The following is a 23,143-nucleotide window of genomic DNA, read 5'->3' on the forward strand; positions in this document are numbered from 1 at the left end:
ATTTATCCGAATTGGATTGTCAACATACTCAAAGAGCCGTCTTCAATACCTTCAACAGGCGTTGAAATTGGCTCTTTTTTATCCCATGTTCCCAACACATAGAAAAGTGGCAGAAAGTGTTCTGATGTCGGGTGAGATAACTTACCATCTTCCCTGTCCAGGGCCTGCAATAAAGGATGTGGTTCCTCAAGGCTGGTCAAATTCTCTCGCACAAACTGCTCAAAAGACAGAGCCCACGAATAAGGATCAGCTCCTACCTGCTCTGCAAGCTGGTTATGCACCACATTCCCGCTTCCTATGATCATAACGCCTTCATCACGGAGCATAGATAATTTTTTACCCATCTCATAATAGAAAGAAGCGGATTGATTACGATCTATACTCAATTGGATGACAGGAATATCCGCATCAGGATACATTTTAGCTAATATTCCCCAAGTGCCGTGATCTAATCCCCATTCTTCAAAATCAGTTTCGACCTCAATGGGTTCAAGAATATCCTGTACCAATACAGCCAGTTCAGGAAAACCTTTCGCTGGATACTGTTTCTCATGTAACTCTCTGGGAAAATTGCCAAAATCATGGATAGTTCTTGGTCGGGCCATTGCCGTAACAGCCGTGCCGTTTGTATACCAATGTGCAGAAATCACCAGAATTGCCCTTGGTCTGGGTAACTTTTGTCCCAATCCGAACCAGGCACGTGAATAACAGTTGTCTTCAATGGCATTCACTGGACTACCATGACCAATGAATAATGCGGGTATTCTCAGGAGACTCATTTTCGTCCCTCATGCGGCAAATCAAACACGATAAATTATGATAATGACAAAAAAATTATGGCAAGATTATGAAGCTTCTTCCTTGAATATGACCAATCAAAAAATAATGGAGCACTTCAAAAATACTGAAAGGCCACAGGGTGTGGGCTGCGGCCTTACAAGCGTACATGCGATATAACTGATATATTCTACCCCGTCCGGCGCTTTATGCCGAACTATTTTTACCCTTCATCGTTCAATTTGCAGTTTTATTGGCTGCGTATTGAGAACTATGGGGGATTCCATGCTAGTGGAAGAAAATCTCAGTAGTAAGAAACAACTATGCTGAGTCAACTAACCGCTTTTTCCAGCTTAATACGATAATCAACCAGATCTTCAATGGTGACCACTGGCATATCGTGCTGTTTTGCAAACTCGATAACCTCAGGCGCTCTGGCCATTGAGCCATCATCGTTTGTCAGTTCACACAGCACCCCTGCTGGTTTGAAACCCGCGAGTTTCACCAAATCAATCGTCGCTTCGGTATGACCACGACGGGTTAACACCCCCCCATTCTGTGCCCGCAGAGGGAAGACATGCCCTGGACGATTCAGATCATTTGGTTGTGCATCATCTGCTATGGCTGCACGAATGGTAGTAATACGATCTGCGGCGGAAACTCCGGTTGTCACTCCCTGTGCAGCTTCAATAGTGACAGTGAAAGCTGTCTGATATTGGCTGGAGTTGTTTTCGACCATCATAGGTAACTGCAATTGCTGACGGTGTTTTTCCGTCATACAAAGGCACACAATCCCGCTGCCATGGCGGATAGTTAATGCCATTTGTTCCACGGTCATAGTTTCGGCAACGAAAATCATATCCCCTTCATTTTCACGATTTTCATCGTCCAGTACCATTACACCACGGCCTGCACGCAAAGCAGCTATCGCACGTTCGACACGTTCAAATGGAGTACCATAGGAAGAAAGTAGCGTCTGATTCATGGTAAAGAAGCCTCTTTAAAAATATATGGATTACCAGAATCAGGGCGATTTTGAGGAGTTGATATTGCTTAAAAATATAGCAATAAAAACAACAGACGAGCGCAAGCACCCGGTTGATGCTGTTATTCTCTCCCATCCGGACTATCACCGTCGGCTCCAGAATCACACTGGATCTGCTGACCTCTGTTTTATCCTCAGTTGTTACGATAACCAGTTACGACAATTAGTTTCTGACAACCAATTTTTGACAACACGTTTCTAGCAACAAAAGGATAACGACAAACAGAGCGCTCGCGGGCTTCATGAAATCACCAGAAGTCATTTCACTTTACCGCCGGTAGGGACTTTCACCCTGCCCTGAGATAAACAATTTGACTATAACGTTTATAATTTATCAGGGTAATCGACAAAAGCAAATATAAAACCGCTCTCTCAATCATTCATTTGTGCTTTCGCCAACAGGTATTAAAATAGCGACAACACTGTTTTGTTATTCATTTAACAGCCCTGTCATTTCAACAACGCAGCCATTAAAAGGATTATCATCATGCTTGATCCAAAAAAAATTGAACAAATTGCCCGCCAAATCCACAGTGCTATGCCGAAAGGCGTAAAAGAGTTCGGTGATGATGTAGAGAAAAAATTGCGTACTATATTGCAATCCCAACTGAGTAAACTGGATCTCGTCAGTCGTGAAGAGTTTGATATCCAGACTCAGGTATTACTGCGTACCCGTGAAAAATTGGTTAGTATGGAACAGCGCCTGAGTGAACTGGAAGCCCGTCTCGAAAGCCAACAACCGAGTGCTGAAAAGAAAGCTGAATAACGGTATTAAGGAGAATTACTACAAGACACAATTCTCCCAATTCTTCAAGCAATGCCGTTTATGTTACAAGTTAAATCACGAAAGGAACATAACGGCATTATAATGCAGGTAAACTTACTGATTTTTAATCATTTTGATGATATTGGTCGTTGAGATCCCATCTTCAAAATTTAATACCTTCACTTCTCCACCAGCAGCCCAGACTTCTTTGCTACCGGCAATCTCTTCTGGCTTATAATCCCCACCTTTGACCAGGATATCAGGCAAAATTCCCGCAATTAAGCGCTGTGGAGTATCTTCTTCAAATGCCACTACCCAATCCACCGATTCCAACGCAGACAATACGAGCATCCGTTGTTCCAGTGGATTCACTGGCCGTGTTTCCCCTTTCAGGCGCTTGGTTGAAGCATCACTGTTCACCGCCACGATCAGACGATCACCCAGTTTACGGGCATTGGACAAATAAGATACATGACCAGCATGGAGAATATCAAAACAACCATTAGTCATCACGATACGTTCACCGCGCTGACGCGCCTGTTCGACGACTTCTTTCAGACGTGATTCATTCATCACACCAAAGCCTGTTTCTGCACGACCACGTACTGCGTTTTCCAGTTCCACCTGAGAAACAGTAGATGTTCCCAATTTTCCAACCACGACTCCTGCGGCTGCGTTAGCAAGATAACAGGCCTCCGCCAATGGTTTTCCTGCTGCAATTGCCGTTGCCAAAACACCAATCACTGTGTCACCAGCCCCCGTTACATCAAAAACTTCTTGTGCCTGAGTTGGCAAATGCAGAGGTGGCTGTCCCACACATAGCAAACTCATACCTCGTTCAGAACGGGTGATCAACAGGGCTTTCAGTTCCAGATCCTGCACCAGTTGTGTGCCTTTCTGCACCAGCTCGTCATCATCTTTACAATGACCAACCACAGCTTCAAATTCTGACATATTCGGTGTCAGCAATGTTGCACCCCGGTAACGTTCAAAATCGTTGCCTTTGGGGTCGATCAAAACTGGGACACCCGCGTCATTCGCCAATTTGATCATTGCCTGAACCTGATGCAACGCTCCCTTGCCATAATCTGAAAGCACCAGCGCTCCGATATGTGGCAAGGATTGCTGGATTTTTTCCAACATTGGCTGTGCGTCTACGCCCTGGAACCCTTCTTCAAAATCCAGACGGATCAGTTGCTGATTACGGGATAGAATACGTAGCTTGGTGATGGTTGGATGCGTTGCCACAGGAACAAAATCACACTTAACTTTCACGCTACTGAGTTTTTCGCTCAATGCCCGCGCAGCATCATCAATACCCGTCAATCCCACCAAATGTGAATGGGCACCCAGTGACGCGATATTCATGGCGACGTTAGCCGCTCCTCCCGGACGCTCTTCAATGGTATCGACCTTAACGACAGGAACCGGAGCTTCCGGTGAAATGCGGCTGGTTGGGCCGTACCAATAACGATCTAACATGACATCACCAACAACCAAAACACCTGCGCGGTGAAAATCAGGGAGTGCTACGTTCATCCCATGCTCCAAATATCAAAATAAATTGTTGCGGATATTACCATAACCAGCCTAAATGCCAGCAAGAACCTCAGAAAAAGCCTATTTCTCTCTGGCTTATTCTTCCTGATTAGCGCCAAGCCACTTCTGCCAGCTATTGTGCACCAGTGCTTTCTGCTGGCTGAAACGTTCAGCAGAGACACAATTGGATAACGCCTGCAAAGTAAGATGATGCAGTTCATTGCGCAGGGTGATATAAGCCTGCTTCAATGCCACTGCTTCCTGTTCATCCATAATATTGTGTTCAGCCATGAGTTCAAAAATGCGTACATTATCAGACCAGCGGGTCAATCTGGCATTTTCCTGTGCATAACGCAGTACCTGATATTGAGCGATAAATTCAATATCGGTGATCCCACCGGGATCAGTTTTAATATCAAACTGGCTATCTTGATGACTTCCCAAATGACGATACATTTTTTCCCGCATCTCACGTACCTGCTGACGCAGCAGATCAGGCTCACGTGGCATACATAACGTTTCCCGACGAATACGTTCAAAATCCGCCCGCATTTTTTCATCGCCGAATACCATACGGGCCCGAATCAATGCCTGATGCTCCCACGTCCACGCTTCGTTTTTCTGATAATCATCAAAAGCTTCAAGGGTACTGACCAACATCCCTGATTCACCGGACGGACGCAAACGAGCATCAACTTCATACAACACGCCCGAAGCCGTCCGGGTACTGAACAAGTGAATAATGCGCTGAGCAAGACGCAAATAGAATTGACGGGCATCAATAGAACGAGCGCCATCAGTCATTACGCCCATCGGACAATCCAGTAAAAATACTAGATCCAAATCAGAACCATAACCCAGTTCCCAACCGCCCAATTTGCCATAACCAATAATGGCAAAACCAAGCCCCTGACGCTGAGATAAATGTGTCGGTACACCATAACGTTTTACCATCTGATGCCAGGCCTGTTGAACTACCGCACCGATAATCGCTTCTGCCAGATAAGTCAGGTGATCACTGACTTTCATAATCGGCAGGGCACCTGCTATGTCTTCTGCGGCTATCCGCAATAATTGCGCCTGTTTGAATTGTCTCAACGCCTCCAGCAATTGTTCCTCATCATCTTCGGGGATGCGCAATAAATATTGATACAGTTCATCCCGATAAGCCTCCAGAGGCAAAGGCTCGTATAATGACGCAGGATCGAGTAATTCATCTAATAATAAAGGATGGCGGCTAAGTTGTCTGGCAATCATCGGAGAAGCAGCACACAGACGAATAACGTGGGTCATCACCTGTTCTGATTCCAGCATCAGCTCCAGATAAGTTGTTCGGCTGACAATACTGAGCAGCAAAGGAATAATCCGCTCCAGCACAGTATTTGTATCTTCCCTTGCACTCATTTTCTTTGCAGCAATCTTTGCCAAAAGACGCGGCATCAAATGATCCAGTACATCACGCCCCCGTGGGCCAATGGTGCGCTTACTGATATCGTGGCGTAACAGGGCAACCATATCGAACATTTTCTGAGTTTCAGACTCATTCAGGTGAGGAACAAGTACCATTAGTTCATCCCTGTTCAGGCTTTCCTGCCATAAACTTTTAAACGGTACATGTGCAGCTTCCTCATTATTTTCCTCCGTTTCATCTCCTATAAGATGCTGAAAAATGCCCCGGACGGCAGACATTTTTTTCTCTGCTTCCACGATTAATTCATTCCAGTCAGCAAATCCCATACCCCAGGATAAACGGGCACGATCCAGCTCATTCTCCGGTAAAGTTTGTGTCTGTTGATCACGAATGGATTGCAGCAAATTCTCCAACCGACGCAAAAACAGATAACTTTCTTCCAGTTGCCTGACCTGCTCTGTGGTCAATAACGCCAATGTTTCAATGGATTTCAGTGTCAACAATAATGAGCAGGATTGCAGGCTTGGCTCCCGTCCTCCACGGATCAATTGAAATACCTGTGTGATAAATTCAATTTCCCGGATACCTCCCGCTCCCAGTTTAATGTTGTCTTTTAAACCCCGTCGGCGCACTTCCCGCTCAATCATGCCTTTCATATTGCGTAAAGATTGGATCACGCTGAAATCAATGTAACGACGAAATATAAATGGCCTCAACATCTGACGTAGCTCATGACAATATGCCTGATCATCAGACCCCAAAATCCGGGCCTTTATCAAGGCGTAACGCTCCCAGTCCCGTCCCTGTTCCTGATAATAATCCTCCAGCGCCGGAAAGCTGAACACCAACGGCCCACTGTCACCAAACGGACGCAATCGCATATCAACACGATAAACAAAACCATCCACCGTCTGTTGATCCAATACCTTGATAAGTTTCTGCCCCAATCGGGTAAAAAACTGAGAGTTATCCATCTCGCGGCGACCACCTTGTGTCACACCATTTTCTGGATACGCAAAAATCAGATCGATATCAGAGGAAAAATTAAGTTCTCCTCCTCCCAGTTTCCCCATGCCAAGGATCAACAGCGGCTGCGCTACACCCGCTTGATCAGTCGGTGTTCCCCAATCCTGACAACAATGCCGATACAACCAATCGCGGGCAGCAATAATCAGACTTTCAGCTAACACACTCAATTGTTGCAATGTTTGTTCTGTCGTGCTTATTTGCAGTGCTTGCAACCATGCGATTCTTACCAGCATCTTGTGACGGAAAAGACGCAGAGTCCGCATCAATGAATTCTCATCCCCCACTGCTGACAAAGCCTGATTCAACCAATCTGCGTAGTGTTGCCACTCATCAGGCTGAGGGGGATTCTGACAAATTTCAACCAACCATACAGGACGTGACAGTATGTTTTCTGCGACAAAATCACTCAGTGCCAATACTACCTGTTCATGAGGTGCAAAGACTTCTGTCGTTTCTATCGCTTGCTGGAAATTCGCAATAACATGTTGTAATTGGTGAGTTAAAATTGATGAAAGTGGCAACATAAGTAAGGCTTCCCTTTTTAAATTGTTATTGAGCCATCAACCACTGAATCAACGCCAGTTTGCATTGCAACCATTTTGCGCTGTAACACAATACTTCTGCATCACCTGTAGAAAGTGCCTCTTTTAATTCAGGTAATAAACCCAGTGCCGGAGCCGTTTCACCCTGCTTTTCAGTCAGAAGTTTTACCCATTCCAGAGTCTGTTCTAATCCTGTTTTTCCTGTGGCTATTCCTGCCAACCACTCTTCCTCCTGCGCCTGCCACTGATCCAGAATTCCGGCAAGAAGAACAGATAACGGTTGCTGCCATTCGAGTGCTTCAAGTGCCTTTCCTTCCACCAACTTGGCAGGAGATCTATTACTGGCAAGAGCATATCCCCGTGCAGCCTTACTTTTGTTCGCCAGCCGCAAACCACCCTGTATTGCCAGTTCATCTGCTAATAACAACACATCTGACACATCGCCTGTTTTCAGCTCCAGTTCAAACTCACAAATTGGCGAAGTTCTCTCTCCGGCCCGGATTTCCCCTTGATCCAACACAACTTCAATTTCACTCTGACCATAATTCACAACCCATTTTTCACGGCAAAAATCTGTACTGAACAGTTCAGTCAACTGAGCCTGCAATCGGGTAAGGTCAGTATTCTCAGGCCAGATTTCAGCAGGAAAGCGGGCTAAATCCAGTTCTGGCTGCTGAAGAGCAACATTAAATTCCGGCCGCTGATGGAGACCTCCGATAACTCGCCCCGCTGTTTTGATAGTCATTTCATACTGTTCATCGAAACTACGGATACGCAATCCCATATCCCAACGACGCAATTGACTATTCGGTGTTTCAAAGTAAATATTAGTTAAATGTTGTGGTGAAGTGTAATGATTAGGAAGCTGAAACAACTGGTTACGAATTGCCGATATCGTTTCGGGTTTTACAGACAGTTTCAACTCTATCTCTACAGAACGCATATTTTTTCTCTCTCAATTAACACAGGGCGGATCATGTTTAACCCTAACCACAACTTTTTTCAGGAACAGGAAAAATAAACCACAACTGTGTGTTATCTCAACAATGATTGTGTTATCTCAACAATAATTCTGTTACATCGCCAAGTAATCGTATTACTCCGCCAAAAAAGCGCTAACAATGCCTGTATTCGATCAGTTAAATGAGGATTCATTCTGGTTTACTGATTGCACCCGCAAACTTTACTCTTTACTATCAGTTTGCAACCCTATCAGTTTGTAACCCATACACCAAAAACAGTAGAAGACAGAATGCAAAAACTACATCGATTACTTATTTTATTACTCAGTATTACACTTCCATTATCCGTGTATGCTGAGGAAAAACGTTACGTCTCTGATGAATTATCAGCTTATATTCGCAGCGGCCCCAGTAATCAACATCGCATTATGGGTTCATTGAATGCCGGTGCTGAGGTTATTCTGGTAAATCCAAAATCAGAGAATGGCTATTCACAAATAAGGGATAATAAAGGGCGTACAAACTGGATCTTAACCAGTGAGCTCAGCGCTATTCCTAGCCTACGTGAACGCATTCCCGCCATGGAGCAGAAAATCAAAACTCTGACCGAACAATTGGCTAATATTGATAATAGCTGGAATCAACGTACCGCAGAGATGCAGAACAAAGTAGCGGCCAGCGATAAAATCATTAATGATTTAAAAGCAGAGAATGCGAAGCTCCAGAGCAAGCTGACTGTAGCGGAGAAAAAAGTCGAAATCGCCAACTTACAACTGGATGATAAGCAAAGAGCCATTATCTTGCAGTGGTTCATGTATGGTGGTGCAGTTGCAGGTATTGGTTTATTGTTAGGTCTTGTATTGCCACATATCGTTCCACGCCGTAAACGCAAAGATCGTTGGATGAGCTGATTTAAGGACGGTAAGTTTAAGGACACAAGAGTGAAAGTTTATTTGGTTGGCGGTGCCGTTCGTGATCAACTGCTGGATCTGCCGATTACAGAAAGAGACTGGGTTGTCGTTGGCGGCAGCCTGGAAGAGCTGTTATCTCAGGGATACCAACAGGTTGGAAAAGATTTTCCGGTTTTTCTGCATCCCAATACTCATGAAGAGTATGCGCTGGCACGGACAGAGAAAAAATCCGGTCAGGGGTATACCGGCTTTACCTGTTACTCGGCTCCCGATGTTACTTTGGAAGAAGATCTGTTACGTCGGGATCTGACCATCAATGCCATTGCACAAACTCCTGAAGGTGAATTGATCGACCCTTATCACGGTATAGAAGATCTTAAGTATCGTATCCTGCGTCATGTTTCGGAAGCATTTTCAGAAGACCCACTACGTGTACTCCGTCTGGCACGTTTTGCTGCCCGATTTGCTCATTTAGGCTTTTCCATTGCTACAGAAACTCAAGCACTGATCTCTGAAATGACAGCGAGAGGTGAGTTATCGTCGTTAACACCTGAACGGGTTTGGCGGGAGACTGAAAAAGCGCTCGCCTCACAATCTCCATACGTTTACTTCCAGGTCTTACGCGACTGCGGTGCTCTGGCGATCCTTTTCCCTGAAATCGATAATCTGTTTGGTGTGCCTTCTATGGAGACGGATATGGGGATTCATTCTCTGAATATCCTGCAAATATCCACTCAACTGAGTACTGATATCGATATCCGCTTCGCCTCACTTTGCATTCACACTGGAAACAAGCAGATTAAGCAGATGTGCGAACGGTTGCGCATACCTAATTCAACACGTGACCTTGCCGGCATCGTGGCGCAATACTATGACTGGGTACACACTGCCGAACAGTTACCGGCAGAAAAATTGTTGATACTGTTCAATACCATCGACGCATGGCGAAAACCCCAACGTATCGAGCACTTAGCTGTCTGTAGCAAAGCCGATGCCTTTGCCTGTACAGGGCTAAAAGCGTCTGTTTATCCACCCGAAAAATATTTGCGGGAAGCCTTTGCTATTGCCAGTCAGGTTAATGTTCAACAGATCATTGCCCGTGGTTTTCAGGGGGCTGAAATCCGTACAGAGTTAGAACGACAACGCCAGCTCGCCATTACTCACTGGCAACAAAATCAGCATTAACTCGCTCTGCGTTCAATCACGACACCCACACTTTTTGCTTGTGCTACTGCGCCTGGTTTAGTGACTTTAACTTTGACCCACGGCGCATTAAACTGATTCAGCAAAATATCAGCTACTTCTTCTGCCACGCGTTCAACTAAAGCAAACCGCTGATTTTCCACATGCCAGATCACTGTTTCACTGACTTTGGCATAGTCCAGACAGTGCTCAACATCATCACTGGAAGCTGCACGTTTATTGTCCCAGCCCATTTCGATATCAAACACCAGCTTTTGCTTAATTGTTTGTTCCCAATCATATACGCCAATGGTAGTAATGATGCTTAATTGTTCAATAAATACGATATCCATCACGCCGTTTCTCCGTTTTTCGGTTCACCGGATACCACTTCCGGCTAAATGTGCGTATTATCCATTGTTATAGTAAAGAAAACGACCTTTATTCATTGGAGATATCTTATGAGTGCTATCGCGCTTGGTATGATCATCTTCGCGTATCTGTGTGGCTCTATATCCAGCGCGATATTGATCTGTCGTCTGGCAGGATTACCCAATCCCCGCCAGCATGGTTCCGGTAATCCGGGAGCAACAAATGTACTGCGTATTGGCGGCAAAGCCGCCGCGCTGACAGTACTGATCTGCGATGTCCTGAAAGGCATGATCCCTGTTTGGCTGGCATATAAACTCGACATTCAACCTTTTTATTTAGGCATTATCGCCATTGCTGCCTGTTTAGGGCATATTTACCCAATCTTTTTCCATTTCAAGGGAGGCAAAGGTGTCGCCACCGCATTCGGCTCTATTGCTGCCATTGGCTGGGATTTAATGGGGTTGGTTGCCGGGACATGGGTGCTGACCGTATTATTGAGCGGCTACTCCTCATTAGGCGCAATCATCAGTGCCCTCGTCGTGCCTTTCTACGTCTGGTGGTTCAAACCGGAATTTACCTTTCCTGTCGCAATGCTTTCATGCCTGATACTTATGCGACACCACGATAACATCCAACGTCTCTGGCGAGGTCAGGAAAGCCGCATCTGGCAGAAACTGAAAAAGAAACAGGAAATGACAGATAAAGAGAAACTCCAGGCTGCTAAAGAGCAAGAACAACAAGACGAATGACACATACAGCCCCAACAAGGGGCTGCTTCTGCCCTGCTTCTGTCCTGTTTCACTCCTTCCAGAATCTGCTAAACTTTAAACAACTAGTAACGTAAGTGACAACCATCACCTGTGAAGGGGGTTATATGAAAGCACTTGTTTATCACGGAGCCGGAAAAAAACTCTGGGAAGAAAAAGCGCCACCCCAACTCATCGAACCAACAGATGCTATCGTCCGCATCGTCAAAACAACAATCTGTGGCACAGATCTGCATATCCTCAAAGGAGACGTTCCTACCGTAGAACACGGCCGGACATTAGGACATGAAGGCATTGGGATCGTTGAGTCAGTTGGAAAATCAGTCCGCAATATCAAGGTCGGTGATAAAGTGATTATTTCCTGTATCACCGTCTGCGGTAGTTGTATTCATTGTAAACGTCAGCTTTATGCGCACTGTAAAGATGGGGGCTGGATCCTGGGGCATAAGATTGATGGTACACAAGCAGAAAAAGCGCGTATTCCCCATGCTGATAATAGTCTTCATCTCCTGCCAGAGGGTGTCGATGAAGAAGCTGCCTTAATGCTGAGTGACATCCTGCCAACAGGTTTTGAAATTGGTGTTATTAATGGCAGAGTTCAACCCGGAAATACTATCGCCTTGATTGGTGCAGGGCCTGTCGGACTATCAGCACTGCTGGCATCACAGTTTTACTCTCCGGCACATATCATCATGATCGATACTGATGATAACCGTCTTAGCGTCGCCCGGCAGCTCGGCGCTAACACAATTATCAATCCGACACGACAAAACGTAGTAGCAATCATCAACAAACTGACTGGTGGCTTTGGTGTAGACGTTGCCATTGAGTGTGTGGGTATCCCCGCAACTTTCAAAATATGTCAGGACATTATTGCAGCGGGTGGATTTATTGCTAATGTGGGAGTCCACGGTAAATCCGTCGATTTACATCTGGAAAATCTCTGGATCAAAAACATCACTATTACTACTGGACTGGTCAATACAAGCAGTACTCCGATGTTGCTGAAAAGCGTTCAATCCGGCCGAATCGCACCTGAAAAGCTGGTCACTCATTATTACCCATTGAATGAAATAGAAACCGCTTATGACGTATTTAATAATGCAGCGCAAGAAAAAGCATTGAAAATTGTCTTGTCAGCATAATTGATTAGCAGGAAGTGTAGCTTAACCACACTTCCTGCTAAATCCCTGGCGTTGAGGTCTATCCAAAATTGGCTTTTAGGCATTACAGTTACTTGGGAATTAGTATTTAACCTTATATAGTCGGGAGCATAGATAACCGTATGTTTATAAAAACGGTGACCGGGGTGAGCGCGCACAGCCAACAAAGAGACAACTTGAAAGACAAAGGGTATAAAACACAAACAGCTATTTATTATTCAACAACTGCTTCATGTCCTGCTTTTCAGCTTTTTCCGCCAGCATTGGAAAATCTTTCACTGTCCAATAGCGTTGTGGCACAGGTAGGTTTTTCATCTTATCCGTTGGCCATAACTGGAATTCTGCCAACTTATCCAGCGAGAAATGTTGATAAGATTCAGGTAAAGAAAGACGCAAAGCAGACTTCTCTTTATCAAATGGCATTAATGAATAGCGATCATCCTGGGTTTCATAGTTCCTGCGCAGCAGCAGAAATTTTTTAGAAATCCGCTGATAACTGTTCCACCATATACCATCAACCTGATCAAACATCTCTTTTGTGCCTGATCTATCGTAAGCGCCCAGTTCATGTAATGCGATTGGCAGAATATTTGCGATGGCAGCAGAAAACTGACTGACGGAAGATGCCTGACCTTGCAAAATCAGCGTCAGCGCCAATCTCGCGCCCAACAGATTGGAATAGAGGTCTTCCGGGGAAAATGCCGAAACAGCTTCTGAGAATCCTGGAATAGACTGATAGCCGTACCATTGGGCAATTTCATGCCAGGCGGCTAACTGAAATGCCAGTTTTGCGGCCAGATAAACACTCAGAGTATAACTTTCAGCGGGATCTTCCGGCGGTGTAAATGCAAAAAAGTGGATCTTACGCGCCGCAAGCTCATTATCCAGCGTCAGCACCCACTCTTGCCCAAGGTGAGCATAAATTTGGCTAAAGAAATAAAGGGTATAGTCTGCGGTATCCCTTACATGGGCAATATCAATAAACCCGCCTTTCTCGGTATATAACAAACCGATTTTTTCATTACTGATCCCCAATAACGCAGCACTCGCCCCCAAAACGCTATCGTTATAGTGGTGCTCTCCCAATTTTTCAGCTTCAACGATATTGTCGATACTAAAGAGAGGCATCGGGATCCCCAATGTCTCTGCTTTAAGATTATAACCAAATACACAGCACGCTCTTAACCCTTCCGGAGGATCGAGAGGACTCAGAACTGACCAATCGGTTTCCGCCTGTTCATATGTCTCACTTCTGAGCATTGGCTCGACAGGTGTCGCAGGAGCTGGTTTGCTTTGGCATGCTATCAACAGAAAACTTAAAAACAATGTTGCTAAAAACATTGTTACCAAACACTTCAAAATGCTTCTCCAACCTGAAAATAGAACCCGGTGCTGTCTTTCCCGATACCAAAATCTAACCTGACGTTCATACGTGGTTTAAACTCAAAACGATAGCCCACACCAACTGAAGGGAGCCAATGCCTGTCACCCAATTTTGAAGGGGTATCACTCAATGTTCCCATACCGATCCAACCAACAATACCGTGGCGCCAATCCAGTTTGTGTCTTAACTCCAATTGAGTGGTGAAAATGTTTTTATCACGATAGCGCCCTTCATAGTAGCCACGCATACGCCGACTATTCCCCAACAGGGATAACTGGTTCCACGGTACATCACCTGCACTGAAACGGGCATAATTATCAAAGGCTAGCACAGTTTTTTCAGATAGTTGGTGATAAGTCGAAAACTGTAATTGTGTGACATGGAAATGATGATCGCCCCCTAACTCAGGGGAAAAATAAGTATAAATAAGCTCAATAGTTTGGCCATGCTGAGGGTTAGGCAGAAAATCCCGTGTGTCATAACTGAAGTATGCACTGACACCAGAACTTATGACAGAAGCCCCACCAACGGACTGTGCAAAATATTTTTTCGCCTGAACATCGGTGTCACTGGCATTGACGGATGAGAAATTCCAGCCTAATCCCATATAGGTTGCATCAGCAACGCGATAAAGCACACGGGGACGAATATCAAACTCCTGCGAGCGATAGCTTTCTTTATTACGATTATTCTTCCCGGCGTGATAACCTTGCCCCCAATAATAGGTAGGTATGTTATTTAGCGTACCGGAAATAAATAACCGCCACTGATCATTAGCAAGAAAATTGTAATTGGTAAAATTCAGGCCAAATGCGCCAGTGGATGAGCCAAAGCCACTGAGCCCCAGAGAAGAGTTCTGACTGATATGATCGTTACTGTCAGGGCGATAAAGCCCGACTACCGCCACGCCAATCCCCACTCCCATTTCAGGTGTATAAAAAGGGCCGGGCAGCACACCCCAGTCAATTTTCTTGCTGGCATCAAATTGATTATTGCCACCTAACTTTTCGAGCCAGCCATCAATTTTTTGCCGATCAGGCAAAATATCCGCATGCGCTGATGTGACCGTAAAAATAAGAAGGCTGGATATTACCAGCCTTTTGATCGTCGTAACGCCCAACATTAAAAACGGAACTCCCCAGAAACGTAGAAGCTGTTTCGGTTACCAAAGCCAACTTCAGATAATATATTGAAATTACGAGTGACTTCGAAACGAGCACCGACAGTGTTATTCCATTTATGGGCAAGGTGTTGTTTGACGTCGAATTTGATGTCACCTCCACCCCACATTTCTGTCAAACTAATCCAATTAGCTATTTCAGTGGGTAAGTTATTAAGATTGCGAACATCGCCTTGAAAACGCTGAGTAATATCCTGATACATAGCACCCGTCCACAATTGGAGTTTTGTGTTACCTTGACCATCAAATAATGGATTAAATACAAACTCATAACCAATGCGAGGGCTTATAACAAGAGCACTAAGTTCTCCATCTAAAATATCCAGTTTAGTGCGGGTATAATTAGTATCCAAGACAGCAAAAAACTGGTTATATCCCCCTGCAAGAGTAAAACCTCCACCATAAGTCTTACCCTTAAAATTTAGTACGAAAGGCGTTGTACCATTCTCTAAGATGTTATTTTTCCCTAAGTAGATACCATCCAAGATGGTTTTTGATGTACCTTTGGTTTTTCCATATAAACCATATACATTTAAAAAAGGTAAAACCCAAGTATCTAATTTAAGCATATGAGATTCACTTTTTTGACGAGTATTACCTGTTTTAATAGTAGTTAATTCTTCAAAAGGTTTTAACATTGGGTTATCAAATCCAAACTTAATACTATCTACAATAACATCCTGACGCAGATTCATATACCCATAACCGACACCAAATGGCTCAGGAAGATCATAGCCTTTGGCTCGAGCTTCATCCCCCCAAATCGGCAGAACACGAGATTCTGATTTTGCAGAGCGGGACAAACTACCATCGCTATTCGTTTGCGATACACCAGATTCAGTCATCGTCAATGAAAAAAGTGGGCGCTCATTTTCTGCATAACTGTATGAAGTTACGAGACAGAATGTAGCGGCTAACAATTTGCTAAAGTTAGTTAAGGTCATAATACACTCAAAGTAAAATGAAAGACTCGGCAGACTAGCATGAGCCACCTTGTGCACGATTATCCAAAAGTGCTTGAAATTAATAAGTTATAGAAAATATTTTAATGAGTGACTTTTGTATAAATAATTTCAGATTGATTTTTTTATTCTAATAATTTCTATATGTTCTCGATAAATTGACTGGATCTGAGTAAATAACTATTCCTGATATCTATATCAGAAAAAAATTTTATGGCAGTTGACGAATAAATGCAGTCTCTATGGAATGTGAGTCAGCCAGAATTTTTTGCTAAAAACCGTATTATTAGGGTGTCTAAATGTGTTAAAACCACACTTAATTAGCTTGCTCCTCCCAATATTGATTGCACCGCATTGAAAATGAAGAAAAAACGCGCCGTTTTACAAGATGTTGCAGACCTCGTTGGAGTCACAAAAATGACGGTCAGCCGTTTCTTACGTAATCCAAGTCAGGTTTCCGAAGCGTTAGGGGAGCGGATTGCTGCGGCTGTGGATCAACTGGGCTACATTCCTAATCGCGTGCCGGATATTCTCTCCAATTCCACCAGCCGGACAATCGGAGTGTTACTTCCTTCATTAACCAATCAGGTATTTGCCGAAGTTATCCGCGGTATTGAACATGTGACAGACCGTCATGGCTATCAGACTATGCTCGCGCATTATGGCTATTCAGCACAGAAAGAAGAAGAGCGTCTGCTCTCCCTGCTTTCCTATAATATTGATGGCCTGATCCTGGCCGAACGAACACATACTCCCAAAACCCTGAAAGTATTGGAAACCACTGGTATCCCTGTTGTAGAACTGATGGACAGTGTATCGCCCTGCCTTGATGTCGCCGTCGGTATCGATAATTTTGAAGCAGCACGTCAGATGACAGAATCCATGCTCAGACGTGGTTGCCAGAATATTGTCTATCTCGGTGCACGACAGGATGAAAGAACGTTGATCCGTTTGGAAGGATATGAAGTGGCAATGTGCAGTGCGGGATTACAACCAAGAAAAGTAATGACGCCGGCCAGTTCATCTTATTCATTGGGTGCCCGACTCTTACAGGAAACTTACCAGAAATATCCAGATGTTGACGGCCTGTTTTGTACCAATGACGATATCGCGATTGGAGCAATATTTGAATGTCAGCGTCAGGGGATCAAAGTACCAGGAGACATTGCTGTAGCCGGTTTCCATGGACATGATGTCGGTCAGGTAATGACCCCCAAGCTTGCCAGCGTACTGACTCCCCGTGACCAAATGGGACACAAGGCAGCAGAAGCATTGCTTGCACGCCTGAAGGGCGAAAAACTAGAACAAACCCTTATTGACGTTGGATTTACGCTTTCATTAGGTGAAAGTGTTTAATTTTTGTAGCTTAAAATGATATTTCCCCATCTTCAATTGCGATAGGCTTCACATTTTCCTTTCTTACCAATCTTGATTGATTGCTCACTTTCCTTTGCTGCTGATAATGTTGCTAATAGATAGTTACCGGTAACATTAAACGGATAATATTTCACAAAGAAAATATTGCAGTTCGATCACAAGGACGACCAAGTGACAAAATCTGCACAAAGGAGTTTGATATGAGCGATACCCGGCAGCCAAGCCATGTTTTTATATTGATGGGGGTATCCGGCAGCGGCAAATCTGCCGTTGCCAATGGTGTTGCCCATAAACTGGATACCGCATTTTTAGATGGAGATTTCCTTCATCCCCGCGCCAATATTAAGAAAATGGCAGAAGGCCATGCCTTGAATGACGATGATCGTCAACCGTGGCTAGAAGCGCTTAATGATGCCATTTTTGCCATGCAACGTACCAGTAACATCTCTTTGCTGGTGTGTTCAGCCCTGAAAAAACGCTACCGGGATATTCTGCGTAACGGTAACAAAAACTTGTCATTCCTGTATATGCAGGGGGATTTTGAATTAATTGAGAGCCGCCTGAAAGCACGTAAAGGACATTTTTTCAGACCACAAATGCTGATTTCCCAATTTGAGGCATTAGAAGAACCGACGAGTGATGAGAAAGATGTCCATTTTATTGATATCAAACCAGCTCTTGATGAAGTAATTAAAAACACAATTAAAATAATCCACCATATTACTGAGGAGCATTAATGAGTACATTAACGCTGGTGCTGACAGCTGTCGGCTCTGTTCTTCTGTTGCTGTTTTTGGTGATGAAAGCCCGAATACACGCCTTTATCGCCTTAATGTTGGTTTCAATGGGAGCTGGTATTTTTTCCGGGATGCCATTAGAAAAAATCGCTCAAACTATGCAAAACGGTATGTCAGGCACATTGGGCTTCCTTGCTATTGTAGTCGCACTAGGGGCCATGTTTGGCAAAATCCTGCATGAAACAGGCGCACTTGATCAAATAGCCGTGAAATTACTGGGTAGCTTTGGTGAAAACAGGGCTCATTATGCGCTAGGTATTGCCGGCCTTATCTGTGCATTACCACTGTTTTTTGATGTAGCGGTTGTACTGTTGATCGGCGTGGTTTTTGCTGTTACACGTCGAACTAGCGGTAATGTGGTAAAACTGGCAGTTCCACTGTTTGCCGGTGTGGCAGCGGCGGCTGCGTTTCTGGTTCCGGGGCCAACTCCAATGATGCTGGCTTCTCAAATGGGAGCAGATTTTGGCTGGATGATCCTGATTGGCCTGAGTGCAGCAATCCCCGGTATGTTACTGGCAGGCCCAATATATGGCAATTTCATCAGCAAATATGTCACTCTGGATTTACCCAAAGATTTGAGCACACCAAGCATTAGTAAGAACCAAATGCCTTCTTTTGCGTTCAGTCTGGCACTGGTGCTATTTCCATTAGTATTAGTTGGATTGAAAACCATTGGTGCCCGTTTTGTTGATAAACAATCTGTACTGTATCAGTGGCTGGAATTTATCGGTCATCCTTTCACCGCGATTTTAATTGCCTGTCTGGTGGCGATTTATGGCTTGGCAATTCGTCGCGGCATGAGCAAAGAAAAAGTAATGGATGTCTGCTCTGCGGCAATCCAACCAGCGGGAATTATCTTACTGGTCACAGGTGCGGGTGGTGTCTTCAAGCAAGTGTTGATTGATTCCGGTGTAGGGCCTGCGTTGGGTAACGCATTGATTGGTATCGGCCTGCCAATCGCATTGGCATGTTTTATTCTGGCAGGTGCTGTACGTGTAATACAAGGCTCAGCCACTGTTGCCTGCCTGACCACTGTCGGCCTGATACTGCCTGTTATCGGTGAACTCGGCTATTCCGGTGCACAAATGGCAGCACTCTCTGTATGTATCGCTGGTGGCTCATTGATCTTCAGCCATGTCAATGATTCTGGTTTCTGGTTGTTCGGTAAATTTACTGGGGCAACAGAAGGACAAACCTTAAAAACATGGACAATCATGGAAACTATTTTAGGTACAACAGGAGCAATTGTCGGCATGATCTATTTCGCGATGTTATGATGTTCTAACGGTTTTTAGACTATCATTATAAAAAATAATCCACATTGTAATTAATACAGTGTGGATTATTGAAAAGTGACCATATTACTCATATTTATTGGCAATCACTTCCCGTATTCCTGTACTTGTGAAATCAATTCCTTATTGCCATTAAATACCTTATGTAAATAACGATTATAGCCAGCACCTAATTCGGAATAACCTTTAAGATGATCGATCAGTTTGCTGGTATTAAGTGGCACTTGTGCTATTCTCTGCCTTACACGTGAAGTACGCAGTGACTCATAAGCACGATGCGTATTCATATTTTTCATATAGGCGACGACAGAGTCTTCAATCGAATCATAAACTGAATAACCTTTAATTTTCCCTTTAGCCTTGCCGCATGAGCGACAACGCATTCCAAACAGGTTATTGTTTTTCTGCGCAAGTTCTGATGTTCCCCATCCTGATTCTGCGGCAGCCTGAGTAGCAACAAAATGGGTCGGAATAATATCAACCCTACTCAACAAATTATGCCAATCAACCCGTTTTAGTAAGGTACAAGTCATTTTGTAATCTGTGCAGATCCTCTGCAATCTCTTGATATCCTGTGCAGACCATTTATGTGATTCATGGTGTGACAGGAGCCATGTGCGGTCTTGCATAATCTGTTGATTATGCTTATCAATTACAGGGACAACAATATTTAAAAACGCTTTCTTCCTGGGTGTACCTGAAGGATATTTTCGCAAATCAGGCAAATGATGCTTTATGCCATTGTGAGAATACTCTTTCACTTTTGAGCTATTGGTTGAAGCATCGCTCAATCCAGTAAAGATTAAAGAGAGAAAGAAAGCGAAGACCGCAGTTGTCCTCATCATCATTCGAGAGGGCATTTGCTTCTCCTCGTTTTATTACTCTGGATAAAAAACACACGAATATTAACAAAGCAATCAATGTATAGCTATCTTTATTCGCGATTCGTAAGGTTAATTACGTAACGAATATTAGCACGTTACTGACAATAATCTATATTTTTTACTTAATACCGTAAATAAGTGTAATAATTATTGAGATTTTATCTGGCAAATAGTGTTATTTATCGCATATCTTCCTACTATTTTTTATCTAAAATAAAGAATATTTGATTCACAACATTATGATTAACTCATTTATTTTTAATAAAAAAATCATTTCGCACCCATCTTAAATCATCAATGCAGAAATTAATTTTGTTATGTGAATCATCAGATATGATTTTATCTATTTTTAGTTATCTATTTTAGTGGTCAATTATGTTTTAATAGTTAGATTAAATAAATAAGAAAGCAATATTAAATCAATTGATTTAATATTACCTCCTTACATCTTCTCTTCTTAGTGAAAGAAATATCTTTAAGCTTCTATTCTGATCTAACGCATTTTAGAATTAACAATGCACTGGCAATATCGAGAAAAATATTATTTTCACAATAACTGGTGTATAAAGCATAAAAATTAAAAAAGAGATTTTTATTGGGAAGTAATTAGGGGGCCTTAGCCCCCTAAATTAGACATAATAAAAAGTCACCGGAAAACTATAACCATTTGGCGACACCACCGTGGCGTGAGCATGCGCCTTTACGCGATTTGCTCTTACTATAAGTTCCATCTTTACAAAGCGCAGTATTCACACCTTTTTTAGCTTTAGTTTTTCCTTTCTTCGTTGATTTCTTGCTGTTTTCACCCGCTTTCTTTTCTAACGAACTCATTTTATTTTTGGTCTTTTTGACACTCTTTTCCACTGTTGTGCCAGTTTTGGCAGTGTGATCTGTTGATACCATGGGCGCTGCAATTACTGCACTTGAAAACAACACCAGTAATACTGCAACTGATAACTTCAAGCTTTTCATAATATGTATCCTCTGGTTAGAGTATTTAACCCGAAATCAACTCTTGTAGTTTGGAGTATAGCTTTGAATGATGCGATTACAAATCTGATATAAACAACAATTATCATTTGAAGACTCATAAAAACAGCTTTCTAATTATGCTGTATTTAGTAATAATACTCCTTAAACCAATTTCATTGAATCATAAAATTTAAAACCGATATCAGTTCAGTTTTATTTCTACCGGATAAATCTATTGATTAAATGAAAGTAATAAAAATAAAAGAATGATATGCTCGAATCTCCATAATGTATTCACTTCTCGACCAACGATTAAAACAAGCCAAAATGGAGCTTGGTATATATTTTATTTAAACGGATAAATACTGTGAAGGATTACCACAAAAAGCCAAAGCTAAGGACTAAGCACAGGACCATTCAAGAGCAATCATCTGACTAAAAATAACTTTAACGTCAATAACCCCTGAAATACCCCCAAAATTTTAAATCAAAAAATTATTATGTTTATCTATTAAATGGAAATACCATATTCTTAAGTGAATTGGTTTTAAACAAACAGAAAAAATCGTATAATATTCTTTATATTATACCTAGTTATGCCCTATGGATTTCAAGACAGAGCGCGATGGTAAAGGAACTCAACCAACCCACAAAGCTACCACTTGAAAAACAACGGATATACATTCATTTTACAATTGGACTACTTCATGAATACGGAATCTATGCCTATACCATCGTTCGATCGCCAAACCAACTCTACACAACTCGCGGATCGGATTGATCAGGAAAAAGTCAACGCTCTGATAGAGAAAATTGATATTTTCCAACCAACTGCGGTCATTAGCTATGGCGCTAAACCTATGGGTGAGATTGCCCGCTTTGCTGATTCTTTACTGGAGAATGTTCGTTCAAAAGAAGCCGGCGCTGTCGGTAAGAAATTATCTGATCTGGTCATGTTTGTACGTGAGAATGGCGCACTGACCGAAGAAGAAAAAACAAGTAGTTTTTTCAGAAACCTTCCTCTGATTGGTGGCCTGTTCAAAAAAGCAGAGTGCGCAGTTATTGATAGCAGAACCTTAACTCAACAGGTGGATACAATTACCGTCCATCTTGATAATGCAATGACTACGCTGGTTCGGGATATTAATGTACTAGAACAGCTCTATACCCGCAATTTGGATTTTTATAAAAACATTACACTCTATGTTGAAGCCGGTAAACAAAAGCTGGAACAGGTGAGAAACGAACTTCTGCCTGAACTGCGCATGAAAGCAGAGATGTCCAAAGACATGATGGATGCGCAGAGTGTGAAAGATCTGATGGAAAACATCACCCGGTTTGAGCGCCGTATCCATGACTTGGAACTATCAAAAGCCGTAGCGGTTCAGACTGCACCGCAAATCCGTATTGTACAAAGCAATAACCAACAACTGGCTGAAAAAATCCAAAGCAGTATCCTGACTACCCTGCCAATCTGGAAGAGCCAGTTAGTATTGCAATTGTCTCTGAATGCACAAGGCAAGGCAGCCAAATTGCAGAAAGAAGTTAGTGATACTACTAATGAATTACTGCGCAAAAATGCCGAAATCCTGCAACAGAACAGCATTGCCGTAGCGACAGAAGTTGAACGTTCCATTATTGATGCAGAAACCTTACGTGAAGTGCAAGACCGTCTGGTCAATACAATTGAAGAGACTATGCGCATTGCCTCTGATGCGAAAAGCAAGCGTACTCAAGTGGAGGTTGAACTTGCCAATATGGAAGAAAATCTACGCCAGCGTTTAAACGCCGCAGTGACAAAATATCAATAATCGGCTTGTTCATAA

Annotated in this window: 20 protein-coding genes and 1 riboswitch; of the genes, 9 read left to right on the plus strand and 11 right to left on the minus strand. The window is 43.2% G+C overall.

Annotated features, from left to right (window positions below):
- Nucleotides 1-2: 2 nt before the first annotated feature.
- Nucleotides 3-779, minus strand: coding sequence for a 4,5-DOPA-extradiol-dioxygenase (gene ygiD, locus HGO23_RS17060; RefSeq protein ID WP_099135091.1), 777 nt, complete (start codon nt 777-779; stop codon nt 3-5).
- 329 nt (nt 780-1,108) lie between these two features.
- Nucleotides 1,109-1,762, minus strand: a complete 654-nt coding sequence (gene ribB, locus HGO23_RS17065; protein WP_099135092.1) for a 3,4-dihydroxy-2-butanone-4-phosphate synthase — start codon at nt 1,760-1,762, stop codon at nt 1,109-1,111.
- A gap of 120 nt (nt 1,763-1,882) precedes the next feature.
- Nucleotides 1,883-2,131: riboswitch (FMN riboswitch) on the minus strand.
- 178 nt (nt 2,132-2,309) lie between these two features.
- Between ribB and ubiK the strand changes: the two genes are divergently transcribed.
- Nucleotides 2,310-2,588, plus strand: a complete 279-nt coding sequence (gene ubiK, locus HGO23_RS17070; protein ID WP_099135093.1) for a ubiquinone biosynthesis accessory factor UbiK — start codon at nt 2,310-2,312, stop codon at nt 2,586-2,588.
- Between the two features lie 114 nt (nt 2,589-2,702).
- On the opposite strand, the gene hldE is transcribed toward ubiK, so the two are convergent.
- The 3 genes from hldE to HGO23_RS17085 all read right to left on the minus strand — a co-directional run bounded on the left by hldE (nt 2,703) and on the right by HGO23_RS17085 (nt 8,052).
- Complete coding sequence (gene hldE, locus HGO23_RS17075) at nt 2,703-4,127, minus strand: bifunctional D-glycero-beta-D-manno-heptose-7-phosphate kinase/D-glycero-beta-D-manno-heptose 1-phosphate adenylyltransferase HldE (protein WP_099135094.1); 1,425 nt, start codon at nt 4,125-4,127, stop codon at nt 2,703-2,705.
- Between the two features lie 96 nt (nt 4,128-4,223).
- Complete coding sequence (gene glnE / locus HGO23_RS17080) at nt 4,224-7,091, minus strand: bifunctional [glutamate--ammonia ligase]-adenylyl-L-tyrosine phosphorylase/[glutamate--ammonia-ligase] adenylyltransferase (RefSeq protein ID WP_209027336.1); 2,868 nt, start codon at nt 7,089-7,091, stop codon at nt 4,224-4,226.
- A 25-nt stretch (nt 7,092-7,116) separates the two neighbouring features.
- On the minus strand, nt 7,117-8,052 hold the full coding sequence (locus HGO23_RS17085; RefSeq protein ID WP_099135096.1) for a CYTH domain-containing protein: 936 nt from the start codon (nt 8,050-8,052) through the stop codon (nt 7,117-7,119).
- Between the two features lie 309 nt (nt 8,053-8,361).
- On the opposite strand from HGO23_RS17085, the gene HGO23_RS17090 reads away from it, so the two are divergent.
- Both HGO23_RS17090 and HGO23_RS17095 read left to right on the plus strand, forming a co-directional pair.
- On the plus strand, nt 8,362-8,982 hold the full coding sequence (locus tag HGO23_RS17090) for a TIGR04211 family SH3 domain-containing protein (RefSeq protein ID WP_099135097.1): 621 nt from the start codon (nt 8,362-8,364) through the stop codon (nt 8,980-8,982).
- Between the two features lie 30 nt (nt 8,983-9,012).
- Nucleotides 9,013-10,167, plus strand: a complete 1,155-nt coding sequence (locus tag HGO23_RS17095) for a multifunctional CCA addition/repair protein (protein WP_209027337.1) — start codon at nt 9,013-9,015, stop codon at nt 10,165-10,167.
- Here the strand turns inward: HGO23_RS17095 and folB are convergent.
- The gene (folB, locus tag HGO23_RS17100) at nt 10,164-10,517 is read right to left on the minus strand and encodes a bifunctional dihydroneopterin aldolase/7,8-dihydroneopterin epimerase (protein ID WP_099135099.1); all 354 of its coding nucleotides are present in this window, start codon (nt 10,515-10,517) and stop codon (nt 10,164-10,166) included. The genes HGO23_RS17095 and folB overlap by 4 nt on opposite strands.
- 108 nt (nt 10,518-10,625) lie before the next feature.
- Here folB and plsY point away from each other — a divergent pair, with 108 nt between their 5' ends.
- Together plsY and HGO23_RS17110 are read left to right on the plus strand one after the other, a co-directional pair.
- Nucleotides 10,626-11,285 carry a glycerol-3-phosphate 1-O-acyltransferase PlsY gene (gene plsY / locus HGO23_RS17105; RefSeq protein ID WP_209027338.1) on the plus strand — a complete coding sequence of 220 codons (660 nt, stop codon included), beginning with the start codon at nt 10,626-10,628 and terminating at the stop codon, nt 11,283-11,285.
- A 125-nt stretch (nt 11,286-11,410) separates the two neighbouring features.
- Complete coding sequence (locus tag HGO23_RS17110) at nt 11,411-12,448, plus strand: zinc-dependent alcohol dehydrogenase family protein (protein WP_209027339.1); 1,038 nt, start codon at nt 11,411-11,413, stop codon at nt 12,446-12,448.
- Between the two features lie 225 nt (nt 12,449-12,673).
- Here the strand turns inward: HGO23_RS17110 and HGO23_RS17115 are convergent, their stop codons facing one another.
- From HGO23_RS17115 to HGO23_RS17125, 3 genes are read right to left on the minus strand one after another with little or no spacing between them, the layout of a single operon-like run.
- On the minus strand, nt 12,674-13,807 hold the full coding sequence (locus tag HGO23_RS17115) for a DUF4056 domain-containing protein (protein ID WP_209028815.1): 1,134 nt from the start codon (nt 13,805-13,807) through the stop codon (nt 12,674-12,676).
- Nucleotides 13,808-13,821: 14 nt separating this feature from the next.
- Nucleotides 13,822-14,973 carry a BamA/TamA family outer membrane protein gene (locus HGO23_RS17120; protein WP_209027340.1) on the minus strand — a complete coding sequence of 384 codons (1,152 nt, stop codon included), beginning with the start codon at nt 14,971-14,973 and terminating at the stop codon, nt 13,822-13,824.
- Nucleotides 14,973-15,974: a hypothetical protein gene (locus HGO23_RS17125; RefSeq protein WP_099135105.1), complete on the minus strand. Its 1,002-nt coding sequence runs from the start codon at nt 15,972-15,974 to the stop codon at nt 14,973-14,975. The genes HGO23_RS17120 and HGO23_RS17125 overlap by 1 nt, the downstream gene beginning before the upstream one ends.
- A gap of 378 nt (nt 15,975-16,352) precedes the next feature.
- Between HGO23_RS17125 and gntR the strand changes: the two genes are divergently transcribed.
- From gntR to gntU, 3 genes are all read left to right on the plus strand, one after another.
- On the plus strand, nt 16,353-17,348 hold the full coding sequence (gene gntR / locus HGO23_RS17130) for a gluconate operon transcriptional repressor GntR (protein ID WP_209027341.1): 996 nt from the start codon (nt 16,353-16,355) through the stop codon (nt 17,346-17,348).
- A gap of 221 nt (nt 17,349-17,569) precedes the next feature.
- Nucleotides 17,570-18,106, plus strand: a complete 537-nt coding sequence (gene gntK / locus HGO23_RS17135; protein WP_209027342.1) for a gluconokinase — start codon at nt 17,570-17,572, stop codon at nt 18,104-18,106.
- Nucleotides 18,106-19,443, plus strand: a complete 1,338-nt coding sequence (gntU, locus tag HGO23_RS17140) for a gluconate transporter (protein ID WP_209027343.1) — start codon at nt 18,106-18,108, stop codon at nt 19,441-19,443. Before gntK ends, gntU begins: the two co-directional genes overlap by 1 nt.
- A gap of 104 nt (nt 19,444-19,547) precedes the next feature.
- On the opposite strand, the gene HGO23_RS17145 is transcribed toward gntU, so the two are convergent.
- Both HGO23_RS17145 and HGO23_RS17150 read right to left on the minus strand, forming a co-directional pair.
- Nucleotides 19,548-20,321, minus strand: coding sequence for a protein bax (locus HGO23_RS17145; protein ID WP_099135109.1), 774 nt, complete (start codon nt 20,319-20,321; stop codon nt 19,548-19,550).
- Nucleotides 20,322-21,002: 681 nt separating this feature from the next.
- Nucleotides 21,003-21,317 (minus strand): DUF3761 domain-containing protein, encoded by a 315-nt coding sequence (locus tag HGO23_RS17150; protein ID WP_209027344.1) that lies wholly within the window; start codon nt 21,315-21,317, stop codon nt 21,003-21,005.
- Between the two features lie 707 nt (nt 21,318-22,024).
- On the opposite strand from HGO23_RS17150, the gene HGO23_RS17155 reads away from it, so the two are divergent.
- Nucleotides 22,025-23,128 (plus strand): toxic anion resistance protein, encoded by a 1,104-nt coding sequence (locus HGO23_RS17155; RefSeq protein ID WP_099135111.1) that lies wholly within the window; start codon nt 22,025-22,027, stop codon nt 23,126-23,128.
- Nucleotides 23,129-23,143 lie beyond the last annotated feature (15 nt).

Origin of the sequence: Xenorhabdus budapestensis (assembly GCF_017743015.1) — a bacterium.
Classification (GTDB): domain Bacteria; phylum Pseudomonadota; class Gammaproteobacteria; order Enterobacterales; family Enterobacteriaceae; genus Xenorhabdus; species Xenorhabdus budapestensis.

Excerpts from the sequence above, each read along its gene's own strand:
- HGO23_RS17145 (WP_099135109.1), bottom strand. The coding sequence starts at position 20,321 with ATGCCCTCTCGAATGATGATGAGGACAACTGCGGTCTTCGCTTTCTTT.
- HGO23_RS17115 (WP_209028815.1), bottom strand. The coding sequence starts at position 13,807 with ATGTTTTTAGCAACATTGTTTTTAAGTTTTCTGTTGATAGCATGCCAA.
- HGO23_RS17085 (WP_099135096.1), bottom strand. The coding sequence starts at position 8,052 with ATGCGTTCTGTAGAGATAGAGTTGAAACTGTCTGTAAAACCCGAAACG.
- HGO23_RS17120 (WP_209027340.1), bottom strand. The coding sequence starts at position 14,973 with ATGTTGGGCGTTACGACGATCAAAAGGCTGGTAATATCCAGCCTTCTT.
- ubiK (WP_099135093.1), top strand. The coding sequence starts at position 2,310 with ATGCTTGATCCAAAAAAAATTGAACAAATTGCCCGCCAAATCCACAGT.
- gntK (WP_209027342.1), top strand. The coding sequence starts at position 17,570 with ATGAGCGATACCCGGCAGCCAAGCCATGTTTTTATATTGATGGGGGTA.
- hldE (WP_099135094.1), bottom strand. The coding sequence starts at position 4,127 with ATGAACGTAGCACTCCCTGATTTTCACCGCGCAGGTGTTTTGGTTGTT.
- HGO23_RS17125 (WP_099135105.1), bottom strand. The coding sequence starts at position 15,974 with ATGACCTTAACTAACTTTAGCAAATTGTTAGCCGCTACATTCTGTCTC.
- gntR (WP_209027341.1), top strand. The coding sequence starts at position 16,353 with ATGAAGAAAAAACGCGCCGTTTTACAAGATGTTGCAGACCTCGTTGGA.
- HGO23_RS17150 (WP_209027344.1), bottom strand. The coding sequence starts at position 21,317 with ATGAAAAGCTTGAAGTTATCAGTTGCAGTATTACTGGTGTTGTTTTCA.
- ygiD (WP_099135091.1), bottom strand. The coding sequence starts at position 779 with ATGAGTCTCCTGAGAATACCCGCATTATTCATTGGTCATGGTAGTCCA.
- ribB (WP_099135092.1), bottom strand. The coding sequence starts at position 1,762 with ATGAATCAGACGCTACTTTCTTCCTATGGTACTCCATTTGAACGTGTC.
- gntU (WP_209027343.1), top strand. The coding sequence starts at position 18,106 with ATGAGTACATTAACGCTGGTGCTGACAGCTGTCGGCTCTGTTCTTCTG.
- HGO23_RS17155 (WP_099135111.1), top strand. The coding sequence starts at position 22,025 with ATGAATACGGAATCTATGCCTATACCATCGTTCGATCGCCAAACCAAC.
- HGO23_RS17090 (WP_099135097.1), top strand. The coding sequence starts at position 8,362 with ATGCAAAAACTACATCGATTACTTATTTTATTACTCAGTATTACACTT.
- plsY (WP_209027338.1), top strand. The coding sequence starts at position 10,626 with ATGAGTGCTATCGCGCTTGGTATGATCATCTTCGCGTATCTGTGTGGC.
- HGO23_RS17110 (WP_209027339.1), top strand. The coding sequence starts at position 11,411 with ATGAAAGCACTTGTTTATCACGGAGCCGGAAAAAAACTCTGGGAAGAA.
- glnE (WP_209027336.1), bottom strand. The coding sequence starts at position 7,091 with ATGTTGCCACTTTCATCAATTTTAACTCACCAATTACAACATGTTATT.
- folB (WP_099135099.1), bottom strand. The coding sequence starts at position 10,517 with ATGGATATCGTATTTATTGAACAATTAAGCATCATTACTACCATTGGC.